The organism is Nitrobacter vulgaris (assembly GCF_002028545.1).
In the GTDB taxonomy this organism is placed as follows: Bacteria; Pseudomonadota; Alphaproteobacteria; order Rhizobiales; family Xanthobacteraceae; genus Nitrobacter; species Nitrobacter vulgaris.
Genome location: NZ_MWPQ01000039.1, coordinates 18,314 through 40,008, shown reverse-complemented (window position 1 = coordinate 40,008; position 21,695 = coordinate 18,314). Strand labels below are relative to the sequence as shown.

17 protein-coding genes are annotated in these 21,695 nt (G+C 59.4%); 16 read left to right on the top strand and 1 reads right to left on the bottom strand.

The window, feature by feature from the left end; genetic code table 11:
* Nucleotides 1-18: 18 nt before the first annotated feature.
* The 16 genes from pyrF (at nt 19) to lpxB (ending at nt 20,207) form a co-directional block, all read left to right on the top strand.
* On the top strand, nt 19-741 hold the full coding sequence (gene pyrF, locus B2M20_RS08685) for an orotidine-5'-phosphate decarboxylase (protein ID WP_079446659.1): 723 nt from the start codon (nt 19-21) through the stop codon (nt 739-741).
* Between the two features lie 822 nt (nt 742-1,563).
* Nucleotides 1,564-5,070, top strand: coding sequence for a DNA polymerase III subunit alpha (dnaE, locus tag B2M20_RS08675; RefSeq protein WP_079446750.1), 3,507 nt, complete (start codon nt 1,564-1,566; stop codon nt 5,068-5,070).
* A 190-nt stretch (nt 5,071-5,260) separates the two neighbouring features.
* The gene (locus B2M20_RS08670; protein ID WP_079446657.1) at nt 5,261-6,259 is read left to right on the top strand and encodes a 30S ribosomal protein S2; all 999 of its coding nucleotides are present in this window, start codon (nt 5,261-5,263) and stop codon (nt 6,257-6,259) included.
* A 126-nt stretch (nt 6,260-6,385) separates the two neighbouring features.
* The gene (tsf, locus tag B2M20_RS08665) at nt 6,386-7,309 is read left to right on the top strand and encodes a translation elongation factor Ts (protein WP_079446656.1); all 924 of its coding nucleotides are present in this window, start codon (nt 6,386-6,388) and stop codon (nt 7,307-7,309) included.
* 49 nt (nt 7,310-7,358) lie between these two features.
* Nucleotides 7,359-8,075: a UMP kinase gene (pyrH, locus tag B2M20_RS08660; protein ID WP_079446655.1), complete on the top strand. Its 717-nt coding sequence runs from the start codon at nt 7,359-7,361 to the stop codon at nt 8,073-8,075.
* A gap of 51 nt (nt 8,076-8,126) precedes the next feature.
* A complete protein-coding gene (gene frr, locus B2M20_RS08655; protein WP_079446654.1) occupies nt 8,127-8,690 on the top strand; it encodes a ribosome recycling factor in 564 nt (187 codons plus the stop codon).
* An 18-nt stretch (nt 8,691-8,708) separates the two neighbouring features.
* The gene (locus B2M20_RS08650) at nt 8,709-9,467 is read left to right on the top strand and encodes an isoprenyl transferase (protein WP_079446653.1); all 759 of its coding nucleotides are present in this window, start codon (nt 8,709-8,711) and stop codon (nt 9,465-9,467) included.
* Nucleotides 9,468-9,655: 188 nt separating this feature from the next.
* Entirely contained in the window at nt 9,656-10,498 is an 843-nt protein-coding gene (locus B2M20_RS08645; protein ID WP_079446652.1) for a phosphatidate cytidylyltransferase, read from the top strand.
* A 3-nt stretch (nt 10,499-10,501) separates the two neighbouring features.
* Nucleotides 10,502-11,725: a 1-deoxy-D-xylulose-5-phosphate reductoisomerase gene (dxr, locus tag B2M20_RS08640; protein ID WP_079446651.1), complete on the top strand. Its 1,224-nt coding sequence runs from the start codon at nt 10,502-10,504 to the stop codon at nt 11,723-11,725.
* Between the two features lie 45 nt (nt 11,726-11,770).
* The gene (rseP, locus tag B2M20_RS08635) at nt 11,771-12,922 is read left to right on the top strand and encodes an RIP metalloprotease RseP (RefSeq protein ID WP_079446650.1); all 1,152 of its coding nucleotides are present in this window, start codon (nt 11,771-11,773) and stop codon (nt 12,920-12,922) included.
* Between the two features lie 284 nt (nt 12,923-13,206).
* Nucleotides 13,207-15,735 (top strand): outer membrane protein assembly factor BamA, encoded by a 2,529-nt coding sequence (gene bamA / locus B2M20_RS08630; RefSeq protein WP_079446749.1) that lies wholly within the window; start codon nt 13,207-13,209, stop codon nt 15,733-15,735.
* 32 nt (nt 15,736-15,767) lie between these two features.
* The gene (lpxD, locus tag B2M20_RS08625) at nt 15,768-16,844 is read left to right on the top strand and encodes a UDP-3-O-(3-hydroxymyristoyl)glucosamine N-acyltransferase (RefSeq protein ID WP_079446748.1); all 1,077 of its coding nucleotides are present in this window, start codon (nt 15,768-15,770) and stop codon (nt 16,842-16,844) included.
* A gap of 31 nt (nt 16,845-16,875) precedes the next feature.
* A complete protein-coding gene (fabZ, locus tag B2M20_RS08620; RefSeq protein ID WP_079446649.1) occupies nt 16,876-17,331 on the top strand; it encodes a 3-hydroxyacyl-ACP dehydratase FabZ in 456 nt (151 codons plus the stop codon).
* Complete coding sequence (gene lpxA / locus B2M20_RS08615; RefSeq protein ID WP_079446648.1) at nt 17,331-18,137, top strand: acyl-ACP--UDP-N-acetylglucosamine O-acyltransferase; 807 nt, start codon at nt 17,331-17,333, stop codon at nt 18,135-18,137. Before fabZ ends, lpxA begins: the two co-directional genes overlap by 1 nt.
* A 19-nt stretch (nt 18,138-18,156) precedes the next feature.
* Nucleotides 18,157-19,014, top strand: coding sequence for an LpxI family protein (locus tag B2M20_RS08610; protein ID WP_079446647.1), 858 nt, complete (start codon nt 18,157-18,159; stop codon nt 19,012-19,014).
* Nucleotides 19,014-20,207 (top strand): lipid-A-disaccharide synthase, encoded by a 1,194-nt coding sequence (lpxB, locus tag B2M20_RS08605; RefSeq protein WP_079446646.1) that lies wholly within the window; start codon nt 19,014-19,016, stop codon nt 20,205-20,207. The genes B2M20_RS08610 and lpxB overlap by 1 nt, the downstream gene beginning before the upstream one ends.
* Nucleotides 20,208-20,272: 65 nt before the next feature.
* On the opposite strand, the gene gltA is transcribed toward lpxB, so the two are convergent.
* The gene (gene gltA / locus B2M20_RS08600) at nt 20,273-21,574 is read right to left on the bottom strand and encodes a citrate synthase (protein ID WP_079446645.1); all 1,302 of its coding nucleotides are present in this window, start codon (nt 21,572-21,574) and stop codon (nt 20,273-20,275) included.
* Nucleotides 21,575-21,695 lie beyond the last annotated feature (121 nt).

Sequence of the window (21,695 nt, the reverse complement as noted above, 5' to 3'; positions counted from 1 at the left end):
ATTGAGGTGGCCCGCGGCATGACCGGCTCACACTATCTCGACCTCGCCCGTGAGAAGCTGATTGTCGCTCTCGATTACTGGAATATCGAGGATGCAAGGAAGCTCGTTCGGGACTTGGGCGACGAAGTCTCTTTTTACAAGGTCGGTTTAGGGCTGCAACTCGTCGGCGGAAACGAATTTGCCAGGGAACTCATTGCGGAGGGCAAGCGGGTTTTCCTGGATTACAAATATTACGACATCGCAGAGACCGTTCAACGCGCGGTCGCCCAGGCAGCCGAGTTGAAGATCACCTTCCTGACCGTGCATGGCGTTGCGAGCATCATGAAAGCTGCCGTCGCCGGTCGCGGCAACTCCGACATGAAGGTTCTCGGCGTCACTGTGCTCACAAGCATGGATGCCGAGGATATCAAGGAAATGGGATTCGAGTGCAGCGTCGAAGACTTGGTCGTTGCACGCGCGAAGAGGGCGCTTGAGGTTGGAGTCGATGGCGTCATCGCGTCGGCCTTGGAAGTCGCCGAGCTTCGCAAGCAGACCAGCAACAAGCTGATGATCGTGTCGCCTGGTATCCGCCCGAGCGGCGGCGCCAAGCATGATCAGAAGCGGGTGGCCACACCGTTTGAAGCCATGCGTGCGGGGGCGGATTACCTGGTGTTGGGCAGGCCGATCTACGCCGCGGATAATCCAAAAGCCGCCGCGCAAGCGATCATTCAGGAAATGGCGGATGCGTTGCGCCCGGATTAAGGCTTATCTCTCGAAAGCTGAAGCGTTTTTGAGCGAAGTGGAATCCGGTTCGCGTGAAGAAAACGCGTCAAATGAAAGACTCTTAGGAATCCCGACTCAGGCTTTTCCCGTTCGACGGTAACCACGTGAGATACGGCAGGTCATTTCTTCTCAACTAAGCCGCGCCTGAACCTTTGGTAGTTTGTCTCTTCGCGGCAAACGAAACGACTTGCGAAGTGGACCAAGGAGCGCTATCGGCCCCTTATGGCTCAGAAACTCAAACCTGGCGTGCGAAGCCGCGACGGCGGTGAATATACCTGTTCTGGTTGCGGCGCCGTCTACGCAGTGACGGTCTATACCAGTCCGTTTAAGGACACGGGGCATGCAGATTGTGACGTCTGTAGCCTACCTATCAAAAGCTGGAACCACGCAACGGCGTGGTGGTCCTACAAATTGACCAAGCGGCCACGCAAGTGATGGTGGTCGGCGAAACCCGCGCCATTAACCAAGGGATTTGTTCCAAGGTCGTCCTTACTTGACTTTTAGAACATAAAGGGAACAATGTTCCTCCTATGTTCTAGTCAGAGGAGGGCCGAACCATGTTGAGAATGTTTGTGGAGGAGGCGTCGGCGCTGGCGTCGATCGTGCTGTTCGTTGGAATGGTTGCCGTCTGGGCGCAGCTTATTCCTCAACTTTCGTGAGCGAGGTCCGGCGGACTGGGGAAAGCGAGAACAGCCGCGCGGGTGTGGGGGTTTCGGATGGACTCACCAGGTGCAAGCCCTCACCATTCATTCGCTGCGGGTCGGCCCGTGCCGATTCGGCCCGATGATTGCTCAAGAAGCCATGATCCAGAAAACAGTCGCGGCTAACGCAGGTTTCGTTCACCTGCATGTCCATTCGGCCTATTCGTTGTTGAAAGGCTCGATCAAGATCCAGAAACTGGCGGAGCTCGCCAGGGCGGATCACCAACCGGCATTGGCGCTCACTGATACCGACAATATGTTCGGTGCGCTGGAATTCTCCGACAAGGTCGCGGGCCAGGGCATTCAGCCGATCATCGGCTGTGAACTGGCAGTGGATTTCGGAGATCAGGACGCCAATGCGCGGAATGCGCTTCCACCCGCCCGAATCGTCCTGCTGGCGACTCGCGAGGTCGGTTATCGTAACTTGATGAGACTGAACTCCCGGGCGTTCCTCGAAACGCCGGTGCATTACAGCCCGCACATCAGTTGGGAGTGGCTTCGGGGTGAGAACGAAGGTTTGATCGCCTTGACCGGCGGGCCGGAGGGCCCTGTGGCGTTGGCGTTCACCGCCGATCATTCAGCGCTTGCGATTGCTCGCTGCGATCAACTCGCCAAGATTTTCGGCGACCGGCTCTACGTGGAGTTGCAGCGTCATGGCCTGGACAAGGAACGGCGAGTCGAAGGTGCGTTGATCGACCTCGCTTATGCGAAGGGTCTTCCGCTGGTTGCAACCAACGAGCCGTATTTTGCCAGCTCCGATGATTATGAGGCCCATGACGCCTTGCTGTGTATCGCCGGCGGTCGCCTGGTTGCGGAGACCGAACGCGAGCAATTGACTTCCGATCATCGCTTCAAAACCCGCGCGGAAATGGCTGTCCTGTTTGCCGACATCCCCGAAGCGTTGTCGTCCACGGTTGAAATCGCAGAACGTTGCGCGTTCCGGCCCATGACACGCAAGCCGATCCTTCCGAACTTTACAGTGGCCTCCGACGCCGCCGCGGCGGACGGCAAAAACGATGAAGCTGCTGAATTGCGGCGGCAGGCGGAAGAGGGGCTTGCGAAGCGGCTAGCGGTGCACGGCGTCTCGACTGGAATGATGGAGACCGACTACCGCGCGCGCCTTGGTTTTGAACTCGACGTCATCACTCGCATGAATTATGCGGGCTACTTCCTGATCGTTGCGGACTTCATCAAATACGCCAAGTCCGAGGGAATTCCAGTCGGGCCCGGACGTGGTTCCGGCGCCGGCTCATTGGTAGCCTATGCGCTCACGATCACCGATCTCGATCCGATCCGGTTCGGCCTGCTCTTCGAGCGTTTCCTCAATCCCGAACGCGTATCGATGCCGGACTTCGACATCGATTTCTGCCAGGAACGGCGCGGTGAGGTCATCGACTACGTGCAGAAGCGTTATGGTCGCGATCAGGTCGCGCAAATCATCACCTTTGGCACGCTACAGGCGCGGGGCGTGCTGCGCGACGTCGGCCGCGTCCTGCAGATGCCTTACGGTCAGGTGGATAAGCTCACCAAGCTGGTGCCGCAAAATCCCGCAGCGCCGGTCTCGTTGAAGCAGGCGATCGAAGGGGAGCCGAAGCTTCAAGCGTTTCGCGATGAGGATCCTGTAGTGGCACGCGCGTTCGATATCGCCCAGCGCCTCGAGGGGCTGACACGTCACGCCTCGACCCATGCGGCGGGCATCGTGATCGGCGATCGCCCCTTGAGCGAACTCGTGCCGCTGTATCGCGATCCAAAGTCTGACATGCCGGTGACTCAGTTCAATATGAAGTGGGTGGAGCCGGCAGGCCTCGTGAAGTTCGACTTTCTCGGCCTGAAGACGCTGACCGTTCTTGACGTTGCGGTGAAGTTGCTAAAGCAGCGCAATATCCACGTCGATCTCGCCACACTGCCGCTCGATGATGCACCCAGCTACCAGATGCTGGCGCAAGGCGACGTGGTCGGCGTGTTTCAGGTTGAAAGCCAGGGTATGCGGCGAGCGCTGGTGGACATGCGCCCGGACCGTTTCGAGGACATCATCGCGCTGGTCGCGCTGTATCGGCCGGGGCCGATGGCGAATATTCCGACCTATTGCGCGCGCAAGCACGGCGAGGAGGAGGCGGAGTTTCTTCATCCAATGCTCGAGCCGATCCTGAAGGAAACCTTCGGCGTCATCATCTATCAGGAACAGGTGATGCAGATCGCCCAAGTTATGGCCGGCTACTCGCTCGGAGACGCCGACCTGCTGCGGCGGGCGATGGGCAAGAAAATCCGCGCGGAAATGGAAAAGCAACGCGCGATCTTCGTTGCCGGCTCCGTAAAAAGCGGCGTTCCCAAAGGCCAAGCGGAAACGATCTTTGAGCTGCTGGCGAAATTCGCTGATTACGGATTTAACAAAAGCCATGCGGCGGCCTATGCGCTCGTCTCCTATCAGACGGCGTATATGAAAGCGCATTTCCCCGTCGAGTTTCTGGCGGCGTCAATGACGCTCGACATGAGCAACACCGACAAGCTTTCGGAATTTCGCGCGGAAGCCCACCGCCTGGGCATCAAGGTCGAAGCGCCGTCGGTCAACCGCTCTGGCGCGACCTTCGAGGTGAGCGAAGGCGTTATTTGTTATGCGCTGGCCGCGCTGAAAGGGGTGGGCGCACACGCGGTCGAACTGATCGTCGAAGCTCGCAAGAACGGCTTTTTTACCTCGCTGGCCGACTTCGCCGCCAGGGTGCCGCCACGTGCCATCAACAAGCGCGTGATCGAAAGCCTCGCAGCCGCCGGAGCGTTCGATGCGCTCGAGCCCAATCGCGCCCGCGTGTTCGCCGGCGCCGAGGCGATCCTTGCCGCGTGCCAGCGCAGTCACGAGGCAACGATACTCGGTCAGAATGACATGTTCGGCGGCATGGCGGACGCGCCCGACATCATGCTGCCTCGGGCGGAGGCTTGGCTGCCTGCTGATCGGCTGAGGCGCGAATATGAGGCGGTTGGGTTTTTTCTCTCGGGGCATCCGCTCGACGACTATGCGACAGCGCTAAAGCGGCTGCGCGTCCAGTCCTGGATCGAATTTTCCCGCGCGGTGAAGGCTGGTGCGACCGCCGGCAAAGTAGCCGCGACGGTGCTTTCGCGGATGGAGCGGCGAACCAAGACCGGTAATAAGATGGGCATCATCGGCCTGTCCGATCCGACCGGCCATTTCGAGGCGGTGCTGTTTTCAGAAGGTCTGGCGCTATTTCGGGACGTACTTGAGCCGGGAGCAGCAGTGCTGTTGCAACTCGACGCGGAGTTGCAGGGAGAGGATGTGCGGGCGCGGGTGTCCCGTGCCGAGCCGCTCGACGATGCCGCGGCCAAGACACAGAAGGGTCTGCGGATTTTCCTGCGCGATTCCAAGCCGCTCGAGTCGATCGAAAAACGTCTTCTGGCAAACGAAAGCGGTAACCCGGCCGGGGGCGCCGGAGTTTCAGCGTCAAGGCAAGCCGGCGACGGTGACGTCTCGCTGGTGATGTTGCTGGACCTTGAAACGGAGGTGGAGATAAAGCTTCCGGGCCGCTTTCGGGTTTCGCCTCAGATCGCCGGCGCGATCAAGGCGGTGTCGGGGGTCGTGGACGTTCAGGCCGTCTGACCGGCCCGGGCAGCGCAGGCGGCGGGGTCGGATTGCCTTGCGTATAGCGGGTACCCTCGCTATACAGGCCGCATCTCACACGGAAACATGGCCTAAAAAGCCGTCCGGTGGCTGCCGGACCGCATTCCTTTTGGTTTGACGGTTCGGTCTGCTCACACGTTTCCGGAGGAACCAACCGGAGAATTTTACCATGGCGCTACCTGAATTCACCATGCGTCAGCTGCTTGAGGCTGGCGTTCATTTCGGCCACCAATCGCACCGCTGGAATCCGAAAATGGCGGAGTACATTTTCGGTGCGCGTAACAACATCCATATCATCGACCTCGCGCAGACCGTGCCGTTGCTGCACCGTGCGTTGCAGGCCGTCAGTGATACCGTCGCCAAGGGCGGCCGCATCCTGTTCGTCGGCACCAAGCGGCAGGCGCAGGACGGCGTCGCCGAGTCGGCGAAGCGCTCGGCACAGTATTTCGTCAATTCGCGATGGCTGGGCGGCACGCTGACCAACTGGAAAACGATTTCCGGTTCGATCAAGCGGTTGCGCCATCTCGACGAGGTGCTCAATTCCGGCGATGCCAATGCCTACACCAAGAAGGAACGGCTGACGCTGCAGCGCGAGCGCGACAAGCTCGATCGTTCGCTCGGCGGTATCAAGGACATGGGCGGTCTCCCCGATTTGATCTTCGTGATCGATACCAACAAGGAAGACATCGCGATCCAGGAAGCCCAGCGGCTGAACATTCCGGTCGCGGCGATCGTGGACACCAACTGCGATCCGAAAGGCATCACATATATCGTGCCCGGTAACGACGATGCGGGCCGCGCCATCAGCCTGTATTGCGACCTCATTGCCCGAGCGGCAATCGACGGCATTTCGCGGGCTCAGGGTGATTCCGGCATCGATGTCGGCGCCTCGGTTGCGCCGGTGCAGGAACAGCTTCCGGATGCCGCGCAGCCTGCCGGCTTCCAGGGGCTCGCCGGGCCGCGAGGCGTCGCCGACGATCTCAAGAAGCTCACGGGCGTGTCAGGGGCGATAGAGAAAAAGTTCAACGATCTCGGCATCTTTCACTATTGGCAGCTTGCAGAGCTCGATCACGATACCGCGCACAGGATTGGCGAAGAAGTTGGCCTTCCAAGCCGGGCCGACGGCTGGGTTGCCCAGGCTAAGGCAATGACCGCCGAGGCCGAATAACGTGACGCGCGGGCGGTGTTGCGGCCGGCCGCTTCAGACCTGATTTTCTGACTTGATCCCTGAATAGAGGTGGCGGGGGCAGTAAGCCGTACCGCAATCTCCCGACAGGCAAAGGACATTACAGCAATGGCGACAATCACCGCGGCGATGGTCAAGGAGCTGCGCGAAACCACTGGCGTCGGCATGATGGATTGCAAGCAGGCGTTGACCGAAAACAACGGTGACATGCAGGCTGCGATTGACTGGCTGCGCAAGAAGGGACTTTCCAAGGCTGCCAAGAAGGCGGGGCGTGTGGCAGCCGAGGGCCTGATCGGCGTCGTCACCAGCGGCAACAAGGGTGTCGTCGTTGAAGTCAATTCGGAAACCGACTTCGTTGCGCGCAATGAGCAGTTTCAAGGATTGGTCAAGATGGTGGCGCAGGTCGCCCTCAGCGTCGGCGCCAATGTCGAGGTGATCAAGGCCGCCAAGGTTGGTAGCGCCACCGTGGAGACGGCGATCTCGGATGCCATCGCTACCATCGGCGAGAATATGACGTTGCGTCGCGCGGATTCGCTGGAGGTCGCCAAGGGGGTCGTCGCGAGCTATGTCCACAATGCCGTGATCGACGGTGCAGGCAAATTGGGGGTGATCGTCGCGCTTGAGTCTGCCGGTAATGCCGACGAGCTCGCAGCGCTTGGCCGCCAGATTGCGATGCATGTCGCGTCCACGAATCCGCTGGCCATCGATCCCGCGGGAGTCGACCCGGATGTCGTCACACGTGAGAAGGACGTCCTCGCTGACAAGTTTCGGCAACAAGGCAAGCCGGAAGCGATGATCGAGAAGATCACCGAGTCCGGCCTGAAGACCTTTTTCAAGGAACAGACGCTGCTGGAACAGCCGTTTATCTTCGACGACAAGAAGAGTGTTGGCCAGGCGCTCAAGGAAGCCGAGGGCAGGGTTGGGGCGCCTGTGAAGATTACAGGCTTTGTGCGCTATGCTCTCGGCGAAGGAATCGAGAAGGCCGATTCCGATTTTGCGGCCGAGGTTGCTGCGGCGGCCGGACAGGGCTGACGCCGGATCTGAGGCGGGACAGTCTGACTCGCGACGGAGCTAACGCATCATGGATCAGCCGGCCTACCGTCGTGTTGTCGTGAAGCTGTCGGGGGAATATCTGGCGGGTTCGCAATCTTTCGGCATCGATCAGCCCACCATCGATCGTATTGCCGGCGATCTGACCGCGGCCCGCGCGCTGGGAGCTGAAATCGCGGTCGTTGTCGGCGGAGGAAATATATTCCGGGGCGTCGAGGTATCGTCCCGCGGCGTCTCGCGTCCGACCGGCGATACGATGGGAATGCTTGCAACCGTCATGAACTGCCTTGCGCTCGAGGCCGCCCTCGAACGCCGCGGGCAATCGGCGCGCGCCCTCTCTTCGTTTGTAATGCCCGAAGTCTGTGAGCTCTTCACCCGCCGTGCGGCGCACAAATATCTTGCAGAGAACCGAATTGTTCTGCTCGCGGGCGGAACCGGAAATCCTTATTTCACGACCGATACGACGGCGGTGCTTCGTGCCGCCGAGATCGGCGCGCAAGCCGTGCTCAAGGCGACCAACGTGGATGGCGTATATAGTGCCGATCCGAAGAAGGACCCGTCGGCGAAACGGTTCGAACGGTTAAGTCACTCGCAGGCGCTCGAAGGCGGCTATAAGGTCATGGATGCGACAGCTTTCGCGCTTGCTCGCGAGACGTCGCTGCCTATCATTGTGTTCTCGATCGCCGAACCGGATTCTATCGGCGCCATCCTGAGGGGGACCGGCCGCGGGACGATCGTCGCAAGTTGATCCGTGGCGTCGGATCGGATGTAGTTCAGGCAAGTTCCAGATGGAGGGCACATGGCGTCGGAAAACTTCGATATCGGCGACCTGAAGCGGCGAATGCAGGGAGCGATACAGTCCCTCAAGCATGAACTGGGGGGCTTGCGGACCGGTCGGGCGTCGCCGTCAATGCTCGACCCGGTGCAAGTCGATGCCTATGGCAGCCACATGCCGTTAAATCAGGTTGCAACGATCAGTGTCCCCGAGCCGCGCCTGCTGTCGGTACAGGTATGGGACAGATCGATGGTGAAGGCTGTCGAGAAGGCGATTGTCGATTCTAACCTCGGACTGAGCCCGGCCACCGAGGGACAGGTATTGCGACTGCGTATCCCCGAACTTAACGAAGAGCGGCGCAAGGAATTGGTAAAGGTCGCGCACAAATATGCGGAGGCGGCCAAGGTGGCGGCTCGTCATGTGCGTCGCGACGGCTTGGATACGCTCAAGAAGCTCGAAAAGAATCACGAGATTTCCGAGGACGACGAGAAACGCCTGGCGAACGATGTTCAGAAGGCTACGGACGGCGTAATCTCCGAAATCGATCAGTTGCTGGCGGGCAAGGAAAAGGAAATCCTTACCGTTTAGCAGGATTGGACTGGCCTGATGTCGAATGCTGTTGCGCCTGCAATCGAGGGATCGGACCAATCCGATACACCGTTGCACGTTGCGATCATCATGGATGGCAACGGCCGATGGGCGGCCGCTCGAGGACTGCCGCGCGCGGAGGGTCATCGCCGCGGCGTCGAGGCGTTGAGGCGCGTGGTCCGTGCTGCAAGCGAATTGAACATCCTTTATCTGACCATTTTTTCATTCAGTTCCGAGAACTGGTCGCGGCCTCCGAGCGAGATCGGCGATCTCTTCGGCTTGCTGCGAAGGTTCGTCCGTAATGATCTGGCAACGCTGCACCGCGACGGAGTGCGGGTGCGAGTTATCGGCGAGCGTGCCGGGTTGGAGCCGGATATCTGCGCGCTGCTGACAGAGGCCGAGGATCTGACGAAGAACAACAACCGGCTTAATCTTGTCGTTGCATTCAACTATGGCTCGCGACAGGAAATCGCAAAGGCTGCCCAGCGCCTTGCTCGTGAAGTCGCTGACGGCAAGCGCGACCCGGCCACGGTCGATGCCGATACGCTGGGTCGATATCTCGACGCGCCGGACATTCCCGATCCTGACTTGATCATTCGCACAAGCGGTGAGCAGCGGCTGTCGAATTTCCTGATGTGGCAAGCGGCTTACAGTGAGTTTGTATTCGTCCCGATTCACTGGCCGGATTTCGACAGAACGGCGCTCGAAGGCGCGATCGCCGAATATGCCAGACGCGAACGACGCTTCGGCGGGCTGGCTGCGAAAGCCGGATCGTGATCATAGCTTTTCGAACGAAGTGGTTATCGGTCGCGTGAAGAAGCGCGCCAATCAAAATCATAGAGTCCGCATCATCCATCAGAAGCGGAAAGATTCTAGACTATAAGATGTTAGTTTGCCTTTGATTCCGAAGTTCGTATCAAAGGTTGCTAGCTAAGGACATTCGAACTTGGACTCGGGACATTAGTGTGAATCAGGATCAACTCGCGCCGGTTGCCGCAAGCGGATCGCGAAATCTCCGGACGCGTATCATTGCGGCATTGGTGCTTGCGCCAGCTGCGATTGCGATCGCATGGGCTGGCGGACCGCTATGGATAGGTCTTGTGACCCTCGCGGCCATCGGCATGTACGTCGAATGGCTGACGATCGTCGGCACCGCGCAGGAAAGGTGGACGGTTGCCGCAGGGATCGCAGCCCTCGTTGTCTCCAGCCTGTGCCTGGCGCTCGGATACGACGCGGTTTCGCTGGTTGTTCTCCTGATCGGCGCCGCGGTGGTCGCAGCGATGTCGCAACAGTTGCGGCTCTGGTCAGTCGGTGGATTCTGTTACGCGGCGGCTGCCGCATTTGCGGCGGTTCAGGTTCGCCTCGACGGCGAATACGGATTTGTCGCGTTGATGTTTGTGCTCCTGGTGGTGTGGGTGACGGACATCGGGGGATACTTCGCCGGCCGCGGAATCGGCGGACCCAAATTGTGGCCTCGCGTTAGTCCGAAGAAGACGTGGGCGGGTGCGGCAGGCGGTTTCGTCGCGAGCCTTGCAGTTGCCGCCGGATTTTCGGCTTTTGGTTTTGGAAATCTGACGTCTTTGCTTTTCCTAGGGGCGGTTCTGTCAATCGTGTCGCAATCGGGCGATTTGTTTGAATCTGCGGTCAAAAGGCGATTCGGGGTCAAGGATTCCAGTCAGATCATTCCCGGTCACGGCGGCTTGCTCGATCGTCTCGACGGCTTTGTCGCGGCGATCGTGTTCGCCATGTTTTTCGGATTTCTGCTTGGCGATGCCAATGGCATCGGTCACGCTCTTATGGGTTGGTGAGGTATGAGTGCTGTTCCGTTGAAAAACGACAAGCCGGTTGAGGCTGGCGTCAGGACCGTGACGGTTCTGGGAGCGACCGGATCGATCGGCGACAGCACCATGGATTTGTTGCGCGGCGCGCCCGGCCGCTATCGGGTCGAGGCCCTAACCGCGAACTCCAATGTTGAAGGCCTTGCCAAGCTGGCGCGCGAATTTGACGCGCGGTTTGTGGCGATCGCGGATATCGCTCGCTTTGGCGAATTAAAGGATGCGCTTGCTGGTAGCGGCATCGAGTGTGGTGTCGGCGAAAGCGCGATCATCGAGGCCGCTTCGCGTCCAGCCGACTGGCTGATGGCCGCGGTGAGCGGCGCGGCTGGACTGAAGCCCGCGCTTGCAGCCGTTGATCGAGGGACGACGATTGCGCTTGCGAACAAGGAATGCCTGGTCTGCGCCGGCGATTTCTTCATGCAGCGCGCCGCGAAGGCGGGAGCTTGCATCCTGCCAGCGGACTCCGAACACAATGCCTTGTTTCAGGCTCTGAGTTCGGGAAATCGCGATGAACTCACGCGCGTCATCATCACCGCGTCAGGAGGACCGTTTCGCACCTGGGCGGCGGCTGACATCGAGAAAGCGACGTTGGCGCAGGCGTTGAAGCACCCGAACTGGAGCATGGGACAGAAGATCACCATCGATTCAGCGTCGATGATGAACAAGGGGCTCGAAGTCATTGAGGCCGCCTGCCTGTTTGCGCTGACGCCGGACGAGATCGACGTCCTGGTTCACCCGCAATCGATCGTCCACGGCATGGTCGAGTTCTCAGACCGATCCGTCGTCGCTCAACTTGGCACCCCCGACATGCGGACGCCGATCGCACATTGTCTCGGTTGGCCGGAACGCATTGCGGGACCGGCGGCGAAGCTCGATCTCGCTAAAATTGGACAACTGACTTTCGAGGCGCCGGATTTCGCCCGATTCCCGGCGTTGCGGCTCGCTTATGATGCGCTGCGGACCGGAAATGGCGCAACCACGGTCTACAACGCTGCAAACGAGATCGCCGTCGCGGCGTTTATCGCTGAGAAGATCAGGTTTGGCGCCATCGCACGCCTGGTCGAAGCCACCATGAATGGCTGGGTCCGGGCAGGAAATCTCGCGCCCTTGGCGTCGGCTGATGACGCCCTCGCCGTTGACCATAACGCGCGAAATATGGCTGCTTCACTATTGCCTCAAATTGCCGCAAAGGCATCTTAGGCGTGGACGGGAACAGGGCCACCGGCACTGGACGAGGGAAACGGAATGGCCGATTTTTTTCTTAATAGTTTCAATATGCTAAGCTCAGGTTTGATTGGCTACATCGTTCCGTTCCTGTTTGTCCTCACCATCGTTGTTTTTTTTCACGAACTTGGCCACTTTCTCGTTGCGCGCTGGGCGGGCGTGAAGGTGCTGACATTTTCCGTGGGCTTCGGCCCCGAGCTGGCGGGCTTCAACGACAGGCACGGAACGCGCTGGAAGCTCTCCGCGATTCCCCTGGGCGGATACGTCAGGTTCTTTGGCGATGATTCCGAAGCCAGCAATCCCTCGAACGCGACCCTTGCCTCCATGACGGCGGAGGAGCGCGAGAGTAGCTTTCATCACAAGAACGTTGGTCCGCGCGCCGCGATCGTTGCTGCCGGCCCCATCGCCAACTTCATCCTCGCGATTGTTATTTTCGCTAGTCTGTTGATGTTTCTGGGTAAGCCCAGCACGACAGCTCGCGTAGACGGGATACAGGCCGGCAGCGCCGCTGAAGCCGCCGGTTTCAAGGCCGGCGATATCGTGACCGCGATCAATGGCGGCAAGATCGACAGCTTTTCTGACATGCAGCGGATCGTCGGTACCAGTGCCGGCGAGACGCTGACATTCGCAGTGAAGCGAGGCGATTCTATCGTTGATCTCAAAGGAGTGCCGGAGCTCAAGGAGATCAAGGACCGGTTCGGAAACATTTACCGGATCGGCGTTCTCGGAATCACGCGCGCGACGTCGCCAGGAGACGTCACCAGGGAATATGTGAACCCGGCGGTGGCACTATGGTTGGGAGTTAAGGAAACCTGGTTCGTGGTCGACCGCACGATGGCTTATATCGGCGGGATTTTCACCGGGCGCGAGGCCGCCGACCAGGTTGGAGGACCGCTGCGGATTGCTCAGATTTCCGGGCAGGTAGCCACGATCGGCTTCGCTGAGTTGATCCATCTTGCCGCCGTTCTTTCCGTATCGATTGGACTGCTAAACCTGTTTCCGGTTCCGTTGCTGGATGGCGGGCACCTTTTGTTTTACGCGGCGGAAGCCGTGCGGGGTCGGCCGATATCCGAGCGTGCGCAGGAAGTGGGTTTTCGAATCGGGCTGGGTCTGGTGTTGATGTTAATGGTTTTCGCCACCTACAACGATATTCTGCACCTGGCTGGATCGTGAGTCGTTCGCTCCAGGGCGGGATGAGGAAAAATTCTTCGCGGTTTTCCGCCCGCACGTCGCTCTGAAATTTCTTGGAATCGATCACGTTCGATTCTGGCTGAGGCTTAGTCCAGGATCGTCGTGATTCGGGCGTGACTTATGGGCAACGTCTTGGAATTAAATTAGAATTGCACTGCGAATGGCCGTTTGCCACTGAAGGAAAATTGGCTACAAACAGCGCGAATGGGAATCTGCCGCCTGAGGGGGAACTGGGCGGCGTCAGAATTGATAAGGGCGCGTTGCGCATGAATGTTGGAATGCGAGTGTTAAGGGGGACATTGCTCGCCGCCCTGATTTCCATTGGCGTGCCGGTCGCCGCTGTGATGACCGTCCCACTCGTGTCGTCTCCCGCTGCCGCCCAGACGCTGTCGTCGATCTCCGTCGAGGGGAACCGCCGCGTCGAGTTGGATACGATCCGTTCCTATTTCAAGCCAGATGCCAGTGGGCGCCTTGACCAGGCCAGCATTGATGACGCCTTGAAAGCGCTGATCGAAACCGGCCTGTTTCAGGATGTCAGGATCAACCGGGTGGGGAACGGGCTGGTGGTCTCGGTCGTCGAGAATCCGGTCATCAACCGGGTTGCCTTCGAGGGCAACAAGAAGGTGAAGGACGATCAACTGAAGTCGGAAATCCAGTCCAAGCCGCGCGGTACATTTTCCCGGCCGATGGTTCAGTCTGACGTCCGGCGAATCGTCGAAATCTATCGCCATTCCGGCCGCTACGATGTGCACGTCACACCCGAGTTCATCGAACAGCCCAACAACCGCGTCGATCTCATCTTCACGATCGCTGAAGGAGACAAGACCGGCATCGCCTCGATTGAGTTTATCGGCAACCAAGCCTTTTCGTCCTACCGGCTGAAGGACGTCATCAAGACGCACGAATCGAACTTCCTTAGCTTCCTCGGCGGAGGGGACACCTATGATCCCGACCGCGTCGAGGCCGACCGCGACTTGCTGCGCCGCTATTATCTGAAGCATGGCTATGCCGATGTTCAGATCATCGCCGCCCTGACCGAATACGATCCCGGTCGCCACGGGTTCCTCGTGACCTTCAAGATTGACGAAGGCCAGCAGTACCGCGTCGGATCGGTGGCGTTTGAGTCGTCGATTCCGACATTCGACGGAAATTCGATGCGCAGTTTTTCTCGTGTCAACGTCGGATCGCTCTACAACGCCGAAGCACTGGAGAAGTCCGTCGAAGAGATGCAAGTCGAAGCGTCGCGGCGCGGGTATGCTTTCGCCGTCGTGCGTCCGCGAGGCGATCGTAACTTCGATGCCCATACCGTCTCAATCGTATTCGCGATCGACGAGGGTCCGCGAACCTATATCGAGCGCATCAACGTCAGGGGCAACACACGGACGCGAGACTATGTGATCCGGCGTGAGTTCGATATTTCGGAGGGCGATGCCTACAATAGGTCGCTGGTAGATCGTGCGGAGCGCCGCCTGAAAAATCTCGACTTCTTCAAGACGGTCAAGATCACGACTGAACCCGGTTCTTCAAGCGACCGCGTGATTCTCGACGTCGAGGTCGAAGACAAATCGACCGGCGATTTCTCGGTGTCCGGCGGCTTTTCGACGACCCAAGGCGCGCTTGCGGAAGTCAGCGTCTCCGAGCGCAATCTGCTCGGCCGCGGTCTATATGCGAAGGCCTCGGTCCAATACGGGCAGTGGGCGAGGGGATACTCGCTGTCGTTTGTCGAGCCGTTCCTGCTGGATTATCGCGTCGCGCTTGGGCTCGACCTTTACCAGCGCGAACAACTCGCCAACCAATGGATTTCCTATAACATGAAGACGCTCGGATTCAGCCCGCGGCTAGGCTTCGGCCTGCGGGAGGATCTGACGTTGCAACTGCGTTATTCGATCTTCCAGCAGGAAATCGGCCTGCCGAGCGCTCTGCGGAACTGTAACAACAACTTCGGCGACCCGAACTACAATCCCTCGCCAGCGTTCATGAATGCCAATGGAGTGTGGGATGGTTCGAGCCTCGGCTGCTACTCCGATGGCGAGGCCTCTCTGCCGATCCGCCGGGAGCTGGAGCGCGGCCGGACGCTGACCTCGATGCTCGGCTACACGCTGACCTACAACACCCTCGATAACAACAAGAACCCGACCGCTGGTCTGCTGATCGATTTCAGGCAGGATTTTGCCGGCGTCGGCGGCGACGTCAAATACCTGAAGACGGCGCTCGACGCGAAGTACTATCAACCACTGGTCTCCGACATTGTCGGGCTGATCCATCTGCAAGGCGGTATTCTGAACAATGTCGGCGCCTATGCCGGACAGAACGGAATCCGCATGCTGGATAACTTCCAGATGGGACCAAATCTGGTGCGAGGCTTCGCGCCGTACGGCATCGGTCCGCGCGATATCAATTTCCTGAGCACGAGGGATGCTTTGGGCGGCACCAAGTACTGGGGCGCGTCGGTCGAGTTGCAGATGCCGTTCTGGTTCATGCCGAAGGAAGTGGGCTTGAAGGGCGCCGTTTACGCGGATGCCGGCTCCCTCTGGGGTTACCAGGGACCGACGTCGTACGCACTGACCAATGAAATCAATGCGCCCGGTTGTGTGCGAAGCACGTCGAGCACCAGTCCGGGTACCTGCGCGGGTCTTCAATTTGACGACACCAATGTGATCCGAAGCTCGGTCGGCGTCGGCTTGATCTGGCAGTCTCCGTTTGGCCCGCTTCGCTTCGACTACGCCGTGCCGATCACGAAGGGCCAGTACGACCGCGTGCAGGAGTTCAGGTTTGGCGGCGGAACCACGTTCTGAGCGTGACCACTGCGCGAACCGCGACGGATGGAATGACGCAACCGGCATTCTTTAAGCGGCCGCCGCCGCTGACTTTGGCGGAGATAGCCTCATCGACGGGAGCGCAGTTGGTCGATGCGTCCCGGAGCGACCTTCGGATTGTCGGCTTGGCCTCACTCGATCAGGCCGGCCCTATGCATCTCGCGTTTTTTGACAACCACAAATATACCGCGCAACTTGCGGCGACGAAGGCGGGTGCCTGTCTGGTAGGTCCGCGTTTCGAAGCTGATGTTCCGGCTCATGTGGCGGTTCTGCGTTCGAAAGCTCCGTTTCGTGCGTTCGTAAGCATCGCTCGTGATTTTCATGACGATGTGTTGCGACCGCAGTCCTGGTTTGATAACGCGGCTATCGCTGAATCCGCCGTCATACATCCGTCTGCGCATCTCGAAGACGAAGTCGTGATCGATCCGTTGGCGGTGATCGGTCCGGAAGTGCAGATCGGGACTGGTTCGGTTATCGGTTCTGGTGCTGTGATTGGCCCAGGCGTCCGGATCGGCAGAAACTGCAACGTCGGTGCAGGAACGACGATTCAGGCTGCCTTTATCGGCAACAATGTTCTCATCCACCCGGGCTGCCATATCGGGCAGGACGGTTACGGTTTCATTTTCTTTGGCTCGGAAGGTCATGTGAAGGTCCCGCAGACCGGACGCGTGCTGATCCAGAACGATGTCGAAATCGGCGCGGGTACGACCATTGACCGCGGCAGCCTGCGCGACACGGTTATCGGAGAGGGGACAAAAATCGATAACCAGGTTCAGGTCGGGCACAACGTGACGATCGGCCGGCGTTGCCTGCTGGCGGCGCAGATCGGCCTGGCGGGCAGCCTGACGATCGGCGACAATGTGGCGTTGGGCGCCAAGGTCGGGATCAACAACCACCTTCACATCGGTGATGGCGCGCAGGTCACTGCCATGAGCGGGGTCAAGGACGATATCCCCCCGAACGGTCGCTGGGGCGGTTATTTCGCGAAGCCGACCAAGCAATGGTACCGCGAACTCTTTGCAGTGGAGCGCCTGGCGCGCAATGGTGCTCCTAATGCCGGATCGGCCAAAGCCGCTCCGAAGGATTGAATTACCGAATGAAGGATCGAGGTGCTGAGTAATGGAGTCGCCGGTCAGGTTCGAGCATGTGGACATTGCCACCATTCTCAAGACCCTTCCTCATCGTTATCCGTTTTTGCTGATCGACCGGGTTCTCAATATTCGGGCCGACCATAGCGGGGTCGGCGTGAAGAACGTCACGGTCAACGAGCCTGCGTTCCAGGGGCATTTTCCGGAACGACCGGTTTATCCGGGAGTGCTTATGATCGAGGGGATGGCGCAGACGGCGGGCGTCATCGGCATTATGTCGGTGGAGGGCACGGAAAAGCCGCGCGCGGTTTATTTTCTGACGATCGATAAATGCAAGTTTCGCAAACCAGTCATGCCCGGCGATATTGTCGAGTATCACATGCGCAGCATCGGGCGCCGTAAGACGATGTGGTGGTTTCACGGCGATGCCAAGGTGAACGGCGTGGTCGTCGCCGAGGCGGACGTCGGCGCGATGCTGACCGACTGATGGGCAGGATCGATCCTACCGCCCGGATTGAAGCTGGCGCCGTGATTGGAGAATCGACCGAGATTGGGCCGTTCTGCACGGTTGGTCCCCACGTCGTCCTCGGTCCGAACTGTCGCCTGATCTCGCATGTGTCCATCACGGGACACACAACTATCGGGGCCAATTGCACGATCTATCCGTTCGCGGCGCTTGGTGGCGCGCCACAGGATATGGGTTATGGGAACGAGCCGACGCGCCTTGAGATTGGCGATGGCTGCACGATCCGTGAAAGTGTGACGATGAACGTCGGCACACCCAAGGATGTCGGCGTTACACGCATCGGCGCGCGTGGGTTCTTCATGAGTTACAGCCATGTCGGCCACGACTGCCAGGTCGGCGATGACGTGATTTTTGCCAATTCGGCAACGCTGGGCGGACACTGCAAAGTCGGGGATTTCGTCTATATCGGCGGTCTTTCTGCCGTGCATCAATTCGCACGTATCGGCAGGCAGGCTATGATCGGCGGCCTCACGGGCATCCGTGGCGATGTTATTCCCTACGGCTTCGTCAATGGCCAGCATGGGCATCTTGAGGGCCTTAACGTTGTCGGCATGAGACGCCGCAAGTTCACCCGCGAGCGTCTCGTCAAGGTCAGGTCGTTCTATCAGGAACTGTTTTACGGGCCGGGTCTCTTTGCAGATCGTCTCCAGCGTGTCCAATCACATGCGTCAGACGATCCTGCTATTGCGGAGATACTGACGTTTATTGGCGAGGATAAACATCGTCCTCTCTGTCTGCCGGAGGGCGGCGCGAACAGATCTGCATAGCGGAGTCGGCGTGTTAGTCATGACTGATCGTGTTTCGGGTATTTCCTCGCCGATCGGCTTGATCGCCGGCGGCGGAGTATTGCCGTTCGCGGTTGCCGATTCGCTGACCGCGCGAGGTCTCAAACCCGTCTTCTTCGCGTTGAAGGGCGTATGCGACCCGGAAAAGGTGTCGCATTTCACACATCACTGGATCGCGGTCGGCCAGATCGGAAAGGTTGTGCGGCTGTTGCGCGCGGAAAACTGCCGAGATCTGATTTTCATCGGGACGCTGGTTCGCCCGGCGCTGTCGGAGATTCGCCTGGACTGGGGAACCGTCCGGGTGATGGGACATGTTTTGGCGGCGTTTCGGGGTGGCGATGACCATTTGCTGTCAGGGATCGGTCGCATTCTGGAACGCGACGGTTTTCGAATGGTGGGGATCAAGGACATCGCGCCGGATCTGCTGATGCCTGCCGGATGCCTGACCCGGAAAACGCCGGATCAATCCGCGGCCAGTGACATAGCCAAGGGGCTGGACATGCTGCGCGCCCTCAGTCCCTTCGACGTCGGGCAGGCTGTCGTTGTAATCGACGGTCATGTGGTCGGCGTGGAGGGAATCGAAGGAACGGACGCGCTTTTGGCTCGTATCGCCCAACTGCGTGCCAACGGACGAATCCGTGCCAGGGCCCAGCGCGGCGTGCTCGTAAAGGCACCAAAGCACGGACAGGACTTGCGCTACGATCTGCCGACGCTAGGTCCGCAAACCATCAAAAATGCGGCCGCCGCCGGGCTAGCCGGACTGGCCGTTGTCGCCGGGAATACGCTCGTCGCAGAACCACAGGCGCTGGTCGGCGAGGCGGACGCATCAAACCTGTTCGTTGTCGGGCTGTCTGCATAATGCCGGACAAGGCGTCAGCAGATCACTCCCGAAAAATATTTCTCATTGCAACGGAAGAGTCCGGCGACCGCCTCGGCTCCAGCCTGATGAAAGCTTTGCGGCGGCGGCTCGGCGACACTGTGCGGTTCGAAGGCGTCGGCGGTCAGTCAATGGCGCGCGAAGGTCTCGTGTCGTTGTTCCCGATCGAAGATCTGTCGATCATGGGATTCGCGGCCGTGGTGAAGCAGCTTCCCATGATCCTGCGGCGGATACGCGAGACAGCGGATGCCGTTATCGCGGCTGCGCCGGACATGCTCGTCATTATCGACAGTCCCGACTTCACCCACCGCGTGGCGCGACGCGTGCGCGCCCGGCGGCGCGGCTTGCCGATCGTGGATTACGTCTCCCCCTCGGTGTGGGCCTGGCGGCCCGGCAGGGCGCGGGCCATGCGTAGCTATGTCGATCACGTATTGGCGCTGCTACCATTCGAACCGGAAGCGTATCGCAGGCTTGAAGGTCCGCCCTGCACCTATGTCGGCCATCCGCTACTCGAGCAGGTTGGAGTGCTGCGGCCGGACGCCGAGGAACGTCGGCGGCGCGATGCGGTAGCTCCGACGCTTCTGGTATTGCCCGGGAGCCGGCGTAGTGAAATCCGCCATCACCTCTCCGTCTTCGGCGAGACCATCGAGGTGTTGCGACAGAGCGCCCCCGAGATCGATGTAATTTTGCCCACAATGCCGCATCTCGTCGACGAGATCACAATAGCCGTCGCGAACTGGCCGCGTCGGCCAAGGATCCTGGTCGGCGACGATGACAAGCGCGCCGCGTTTCGCGCGGCGCGCGCGGCACTCGCCAAGTCAGGCACCGTGACGCTCGAGCTTGCCTTGGCCGGCGTTCCGATGGTTGCTGCTTACAAAGGGGGCAGGGTGGAAGCGTGGATCGCGCAGCGCGTCGTTCGTGTATCATCGGTCATTCTGGCCAATCTCGTGATCGGTGAGAATGTCATCCCGGAATTCCTCCAGGAAAATTGTACAGCCCGGAATCTTGCGCCGGCGCTGCGGGAGGTTCTGACAGATTCACCGATGCGGCAGCTTCAGCTCGAGGCTTTTGCCAAGCTCGATACGATCATGTCCACAGGGCAGCGTTCGCCGAGTGAGCGCGCGGCCGATATCGTGCTCGAGGTCATACGGGAGTCGCGCGGGCGGAAACGGTAGAAGACTCCAGCTTTTGGATTTGACGCGTTTTCTTCACGCGAACCGGATTCCACTTCGCTCGAAAACTACTTGCGGTTGGCCATGTCGATGTAATCGCGCCGGGTCGCGCCGGTATACAGCTGCCGTGGGCGACCGATCTTCTGCTGCGGATCCTCGATCATCTCGCTCCACTGGCTGATCCAGCCGACGGTGCGCGCGACCGCGAACAGCACCGTGAACATCGAGGTCGGAAAGCCCATCGCTTTCAGAGTAAGGCCCGAATAGAAGTCGACGTTGGGATACAGTTTGCGATCGATAAAATATTCATCGTTCAAAGCGATCTTTTCGAGCTCCAGCGCTACCTTGAGCATGGGATCATTGCCATGACCCGTTTCGTTGAGCACCGCGTGACACATTTTTTGCATGATCTTCGCGCGGGGATCGTAGTTCTTGTAGACCCGATGTCCGAATCCCATCAGCCGGACGTCGCTGTTCTTGTCCTTCACCCTGTCGATGAATTCCGGAATCCTGTCCACGGTTCCGATTTCAGAAAGCATGGTTAGCGCCGCCTCGTTGGCGCCGCCGTGTGCGGGTCCCCACAGGCAGGCGATGCCGGCGGCAATGCACGCGAATGGATTCGAACCTGAGGAGCCTGCGATGCGCACGGTCGATGTCGATGCGTTCTGCTCGTGGTCAGCATGCAGAATGAAGATCTTGTCGAGCGCGTTCGCCAGAACAGGGTTGATGTTGTAGTCCTCGCACGGCACGGCGAAGCACATATAGAGGAAGTTCTCGGCAAAGCTCAGGGAGTTCTTCGGATAGATGAACGGCTGGCCGATCGTATATTTGTAGGCCATCGCAGCCAGTGTCGGCATTTTCGCGATCATACGCATGGACGCGACCATGCGCTGCTTGGGATCGTTGATGTCAGTGGAGTCGTGATAAAAGGCGGCAAGCGCGCCGACCGCAGCCACCATGACCGCCATGGGATGAGCATCGCGGCGGAAGCTTTGGAAGAACCGCGTCATCTGCTCATGGACCATGGTGTGGTGGATGACACGCTTGTCGAAATCGCTCTTCTGCGACGTCGTGGGCAGCTCACCGTAGAGCAGCAGATAGCAGGTCTCGAGGAAATCGCCTTTTTCCGCGAGTTGCTCGATCGGATAACCGCGATATTCGAGTACGCCTTCGTCACCATCGATATAGGTGATCTTGGATTGGCAGCTGCCGGTGGACGTGAATCCCGGGTCGTAAGTAAACAAGCCGGCCTGCGCGTAAAGCTTGGCGATGTCGATGACATCCGGTCCGACCGTGCCACTCAGGACGGGGAACTCGTAACTCTTATTCTCGACCGTCAACGTTGCGGTTTTTGTGCTCGTTGCGTTCATCGTGAAGCCCCCCCGATGAGATCGTTGCGGATCGCCTGGTCTCTCGATGAGGAGACTAGTCGGCCGTTACAAAGCGCCGCGCAAAGGGGTATCGTATTGCTATGTGCACCGCAAGATCGCC

What these genes read in the sequence shown, in the direction of transcription:
- pyrF (WP_079446659.1), top strand. Translation starts at nt 19, where the DNA reads ATGACCGGCTCACACTATCTCGACCTCGCCCGTGAGAAGCTGATTGTC.
- dnaE (WP_079446750.1), top strand. Translation starts at nt 1,564, where the DNA reads ATGATCCAGAAAACAGTCGCGGCTAACGCAGGTTTCGTTCACCTGCAT.
- B2M20_RS08670 (WP_079446657.1), top strand. Translation starts at nt 5,261, where the DNA reads ATGGCGCTACCTGAATTCACCATGCGTCAGCTGCTTGAGGCTGGCGTT.
- tsf (WP_079446656.1), top strand. Translation starts at nt 6,386, where the DNA reads ATGGCGACAATCACCGCGGCGATGGTCAAGGAGCTGCGCGAAACCACT.
- pyrH (WP_079446655.1), top strand. Translation starts at nt 7,359, where the DNA reads ATGGATCAGCCGGCCTACCGTCGTGTTGTCGTGAAGCTGTCGGGGGAA.
- frr (WP_079446654.1), top strand. Translation starts at nt 8,127, where the DNA reads ATGGCGTCGGAAAACTTCGATATCGGCGACCTGAAGCGGCGAATGCAG.
- B2M20_RS08650 (WP_079446653.1), top strand. Translation starts at nt 8,709, where the DNA reads ATGTCGAATGCTGTTGCGCCTGCAATCGAGGGATCGGACCAATCCGAT.
- dxr (WP_079446651.1), top strand. Translation starts at nt 10,502, where the DNA reads ATGAGTGCTGTTCCGTTGAAAAACGACAAGCCGGTTGAGGCTGGCGTC.
- rseP (WP_079446650.1), top strand. Translation starts at nt 11,771, where the DNA reads ATGGCCGATTTTTTTCTTAATAGTTTCAATATGCTAAGCTCAGGTTTG.
- bamA (WP_079446749.1), top strand. Translation starts at nt 13,207, where the DNA reads ATGAATGTTGGAATGCGAGTGTTAAGGGGGACATTGCTCGCCGCCCTG.
- lpxD (WP_079446748.1), top strand. Translation starts at nt 15,768, where the DNA reads ATGACGCAACCGGCATTCTTTAAGCGGCCGCCGCCGCTGACTTTGGCG.
- fabZ (WP_079446649.1), top strand. Translation starts at nt 16,876, where the DNA reads ATGGAGTCGCCGGTCAGGTTCGAGCATGTGGACATTGCCACCATTCTC.
- lpxA (WP_079446648.1), top strand. Translation starts at nt 17,331, where the DNA reads ATGGGCAGGATCGATCCTACCGCCCGGATTGAAGCTGGCGCCGTGATT.
- B2M20_RS08610 (WP_079446647.1), top strand. Translation starts at nt 18,157, where the DNA reads ATGACTGATCGTGTTTCGGGTATTTCCTCGCCGATCGGCTTGATCGCC.
- lpxB (WP_079446646.1), top strand. Translation starts at nt 19,014, where the DNA reads ATGCCGGACAAGGCGTCAGCAGATCACTCCCGAAAAATATTTCTCATT.
- gltA (WP_079446645.1), bottom strand. Translation starts at nt 21,574, where the DNA reads ATGAACGCAACGAGCACAAAAACCGCAACGTTGACGGTCGAGAATAAG.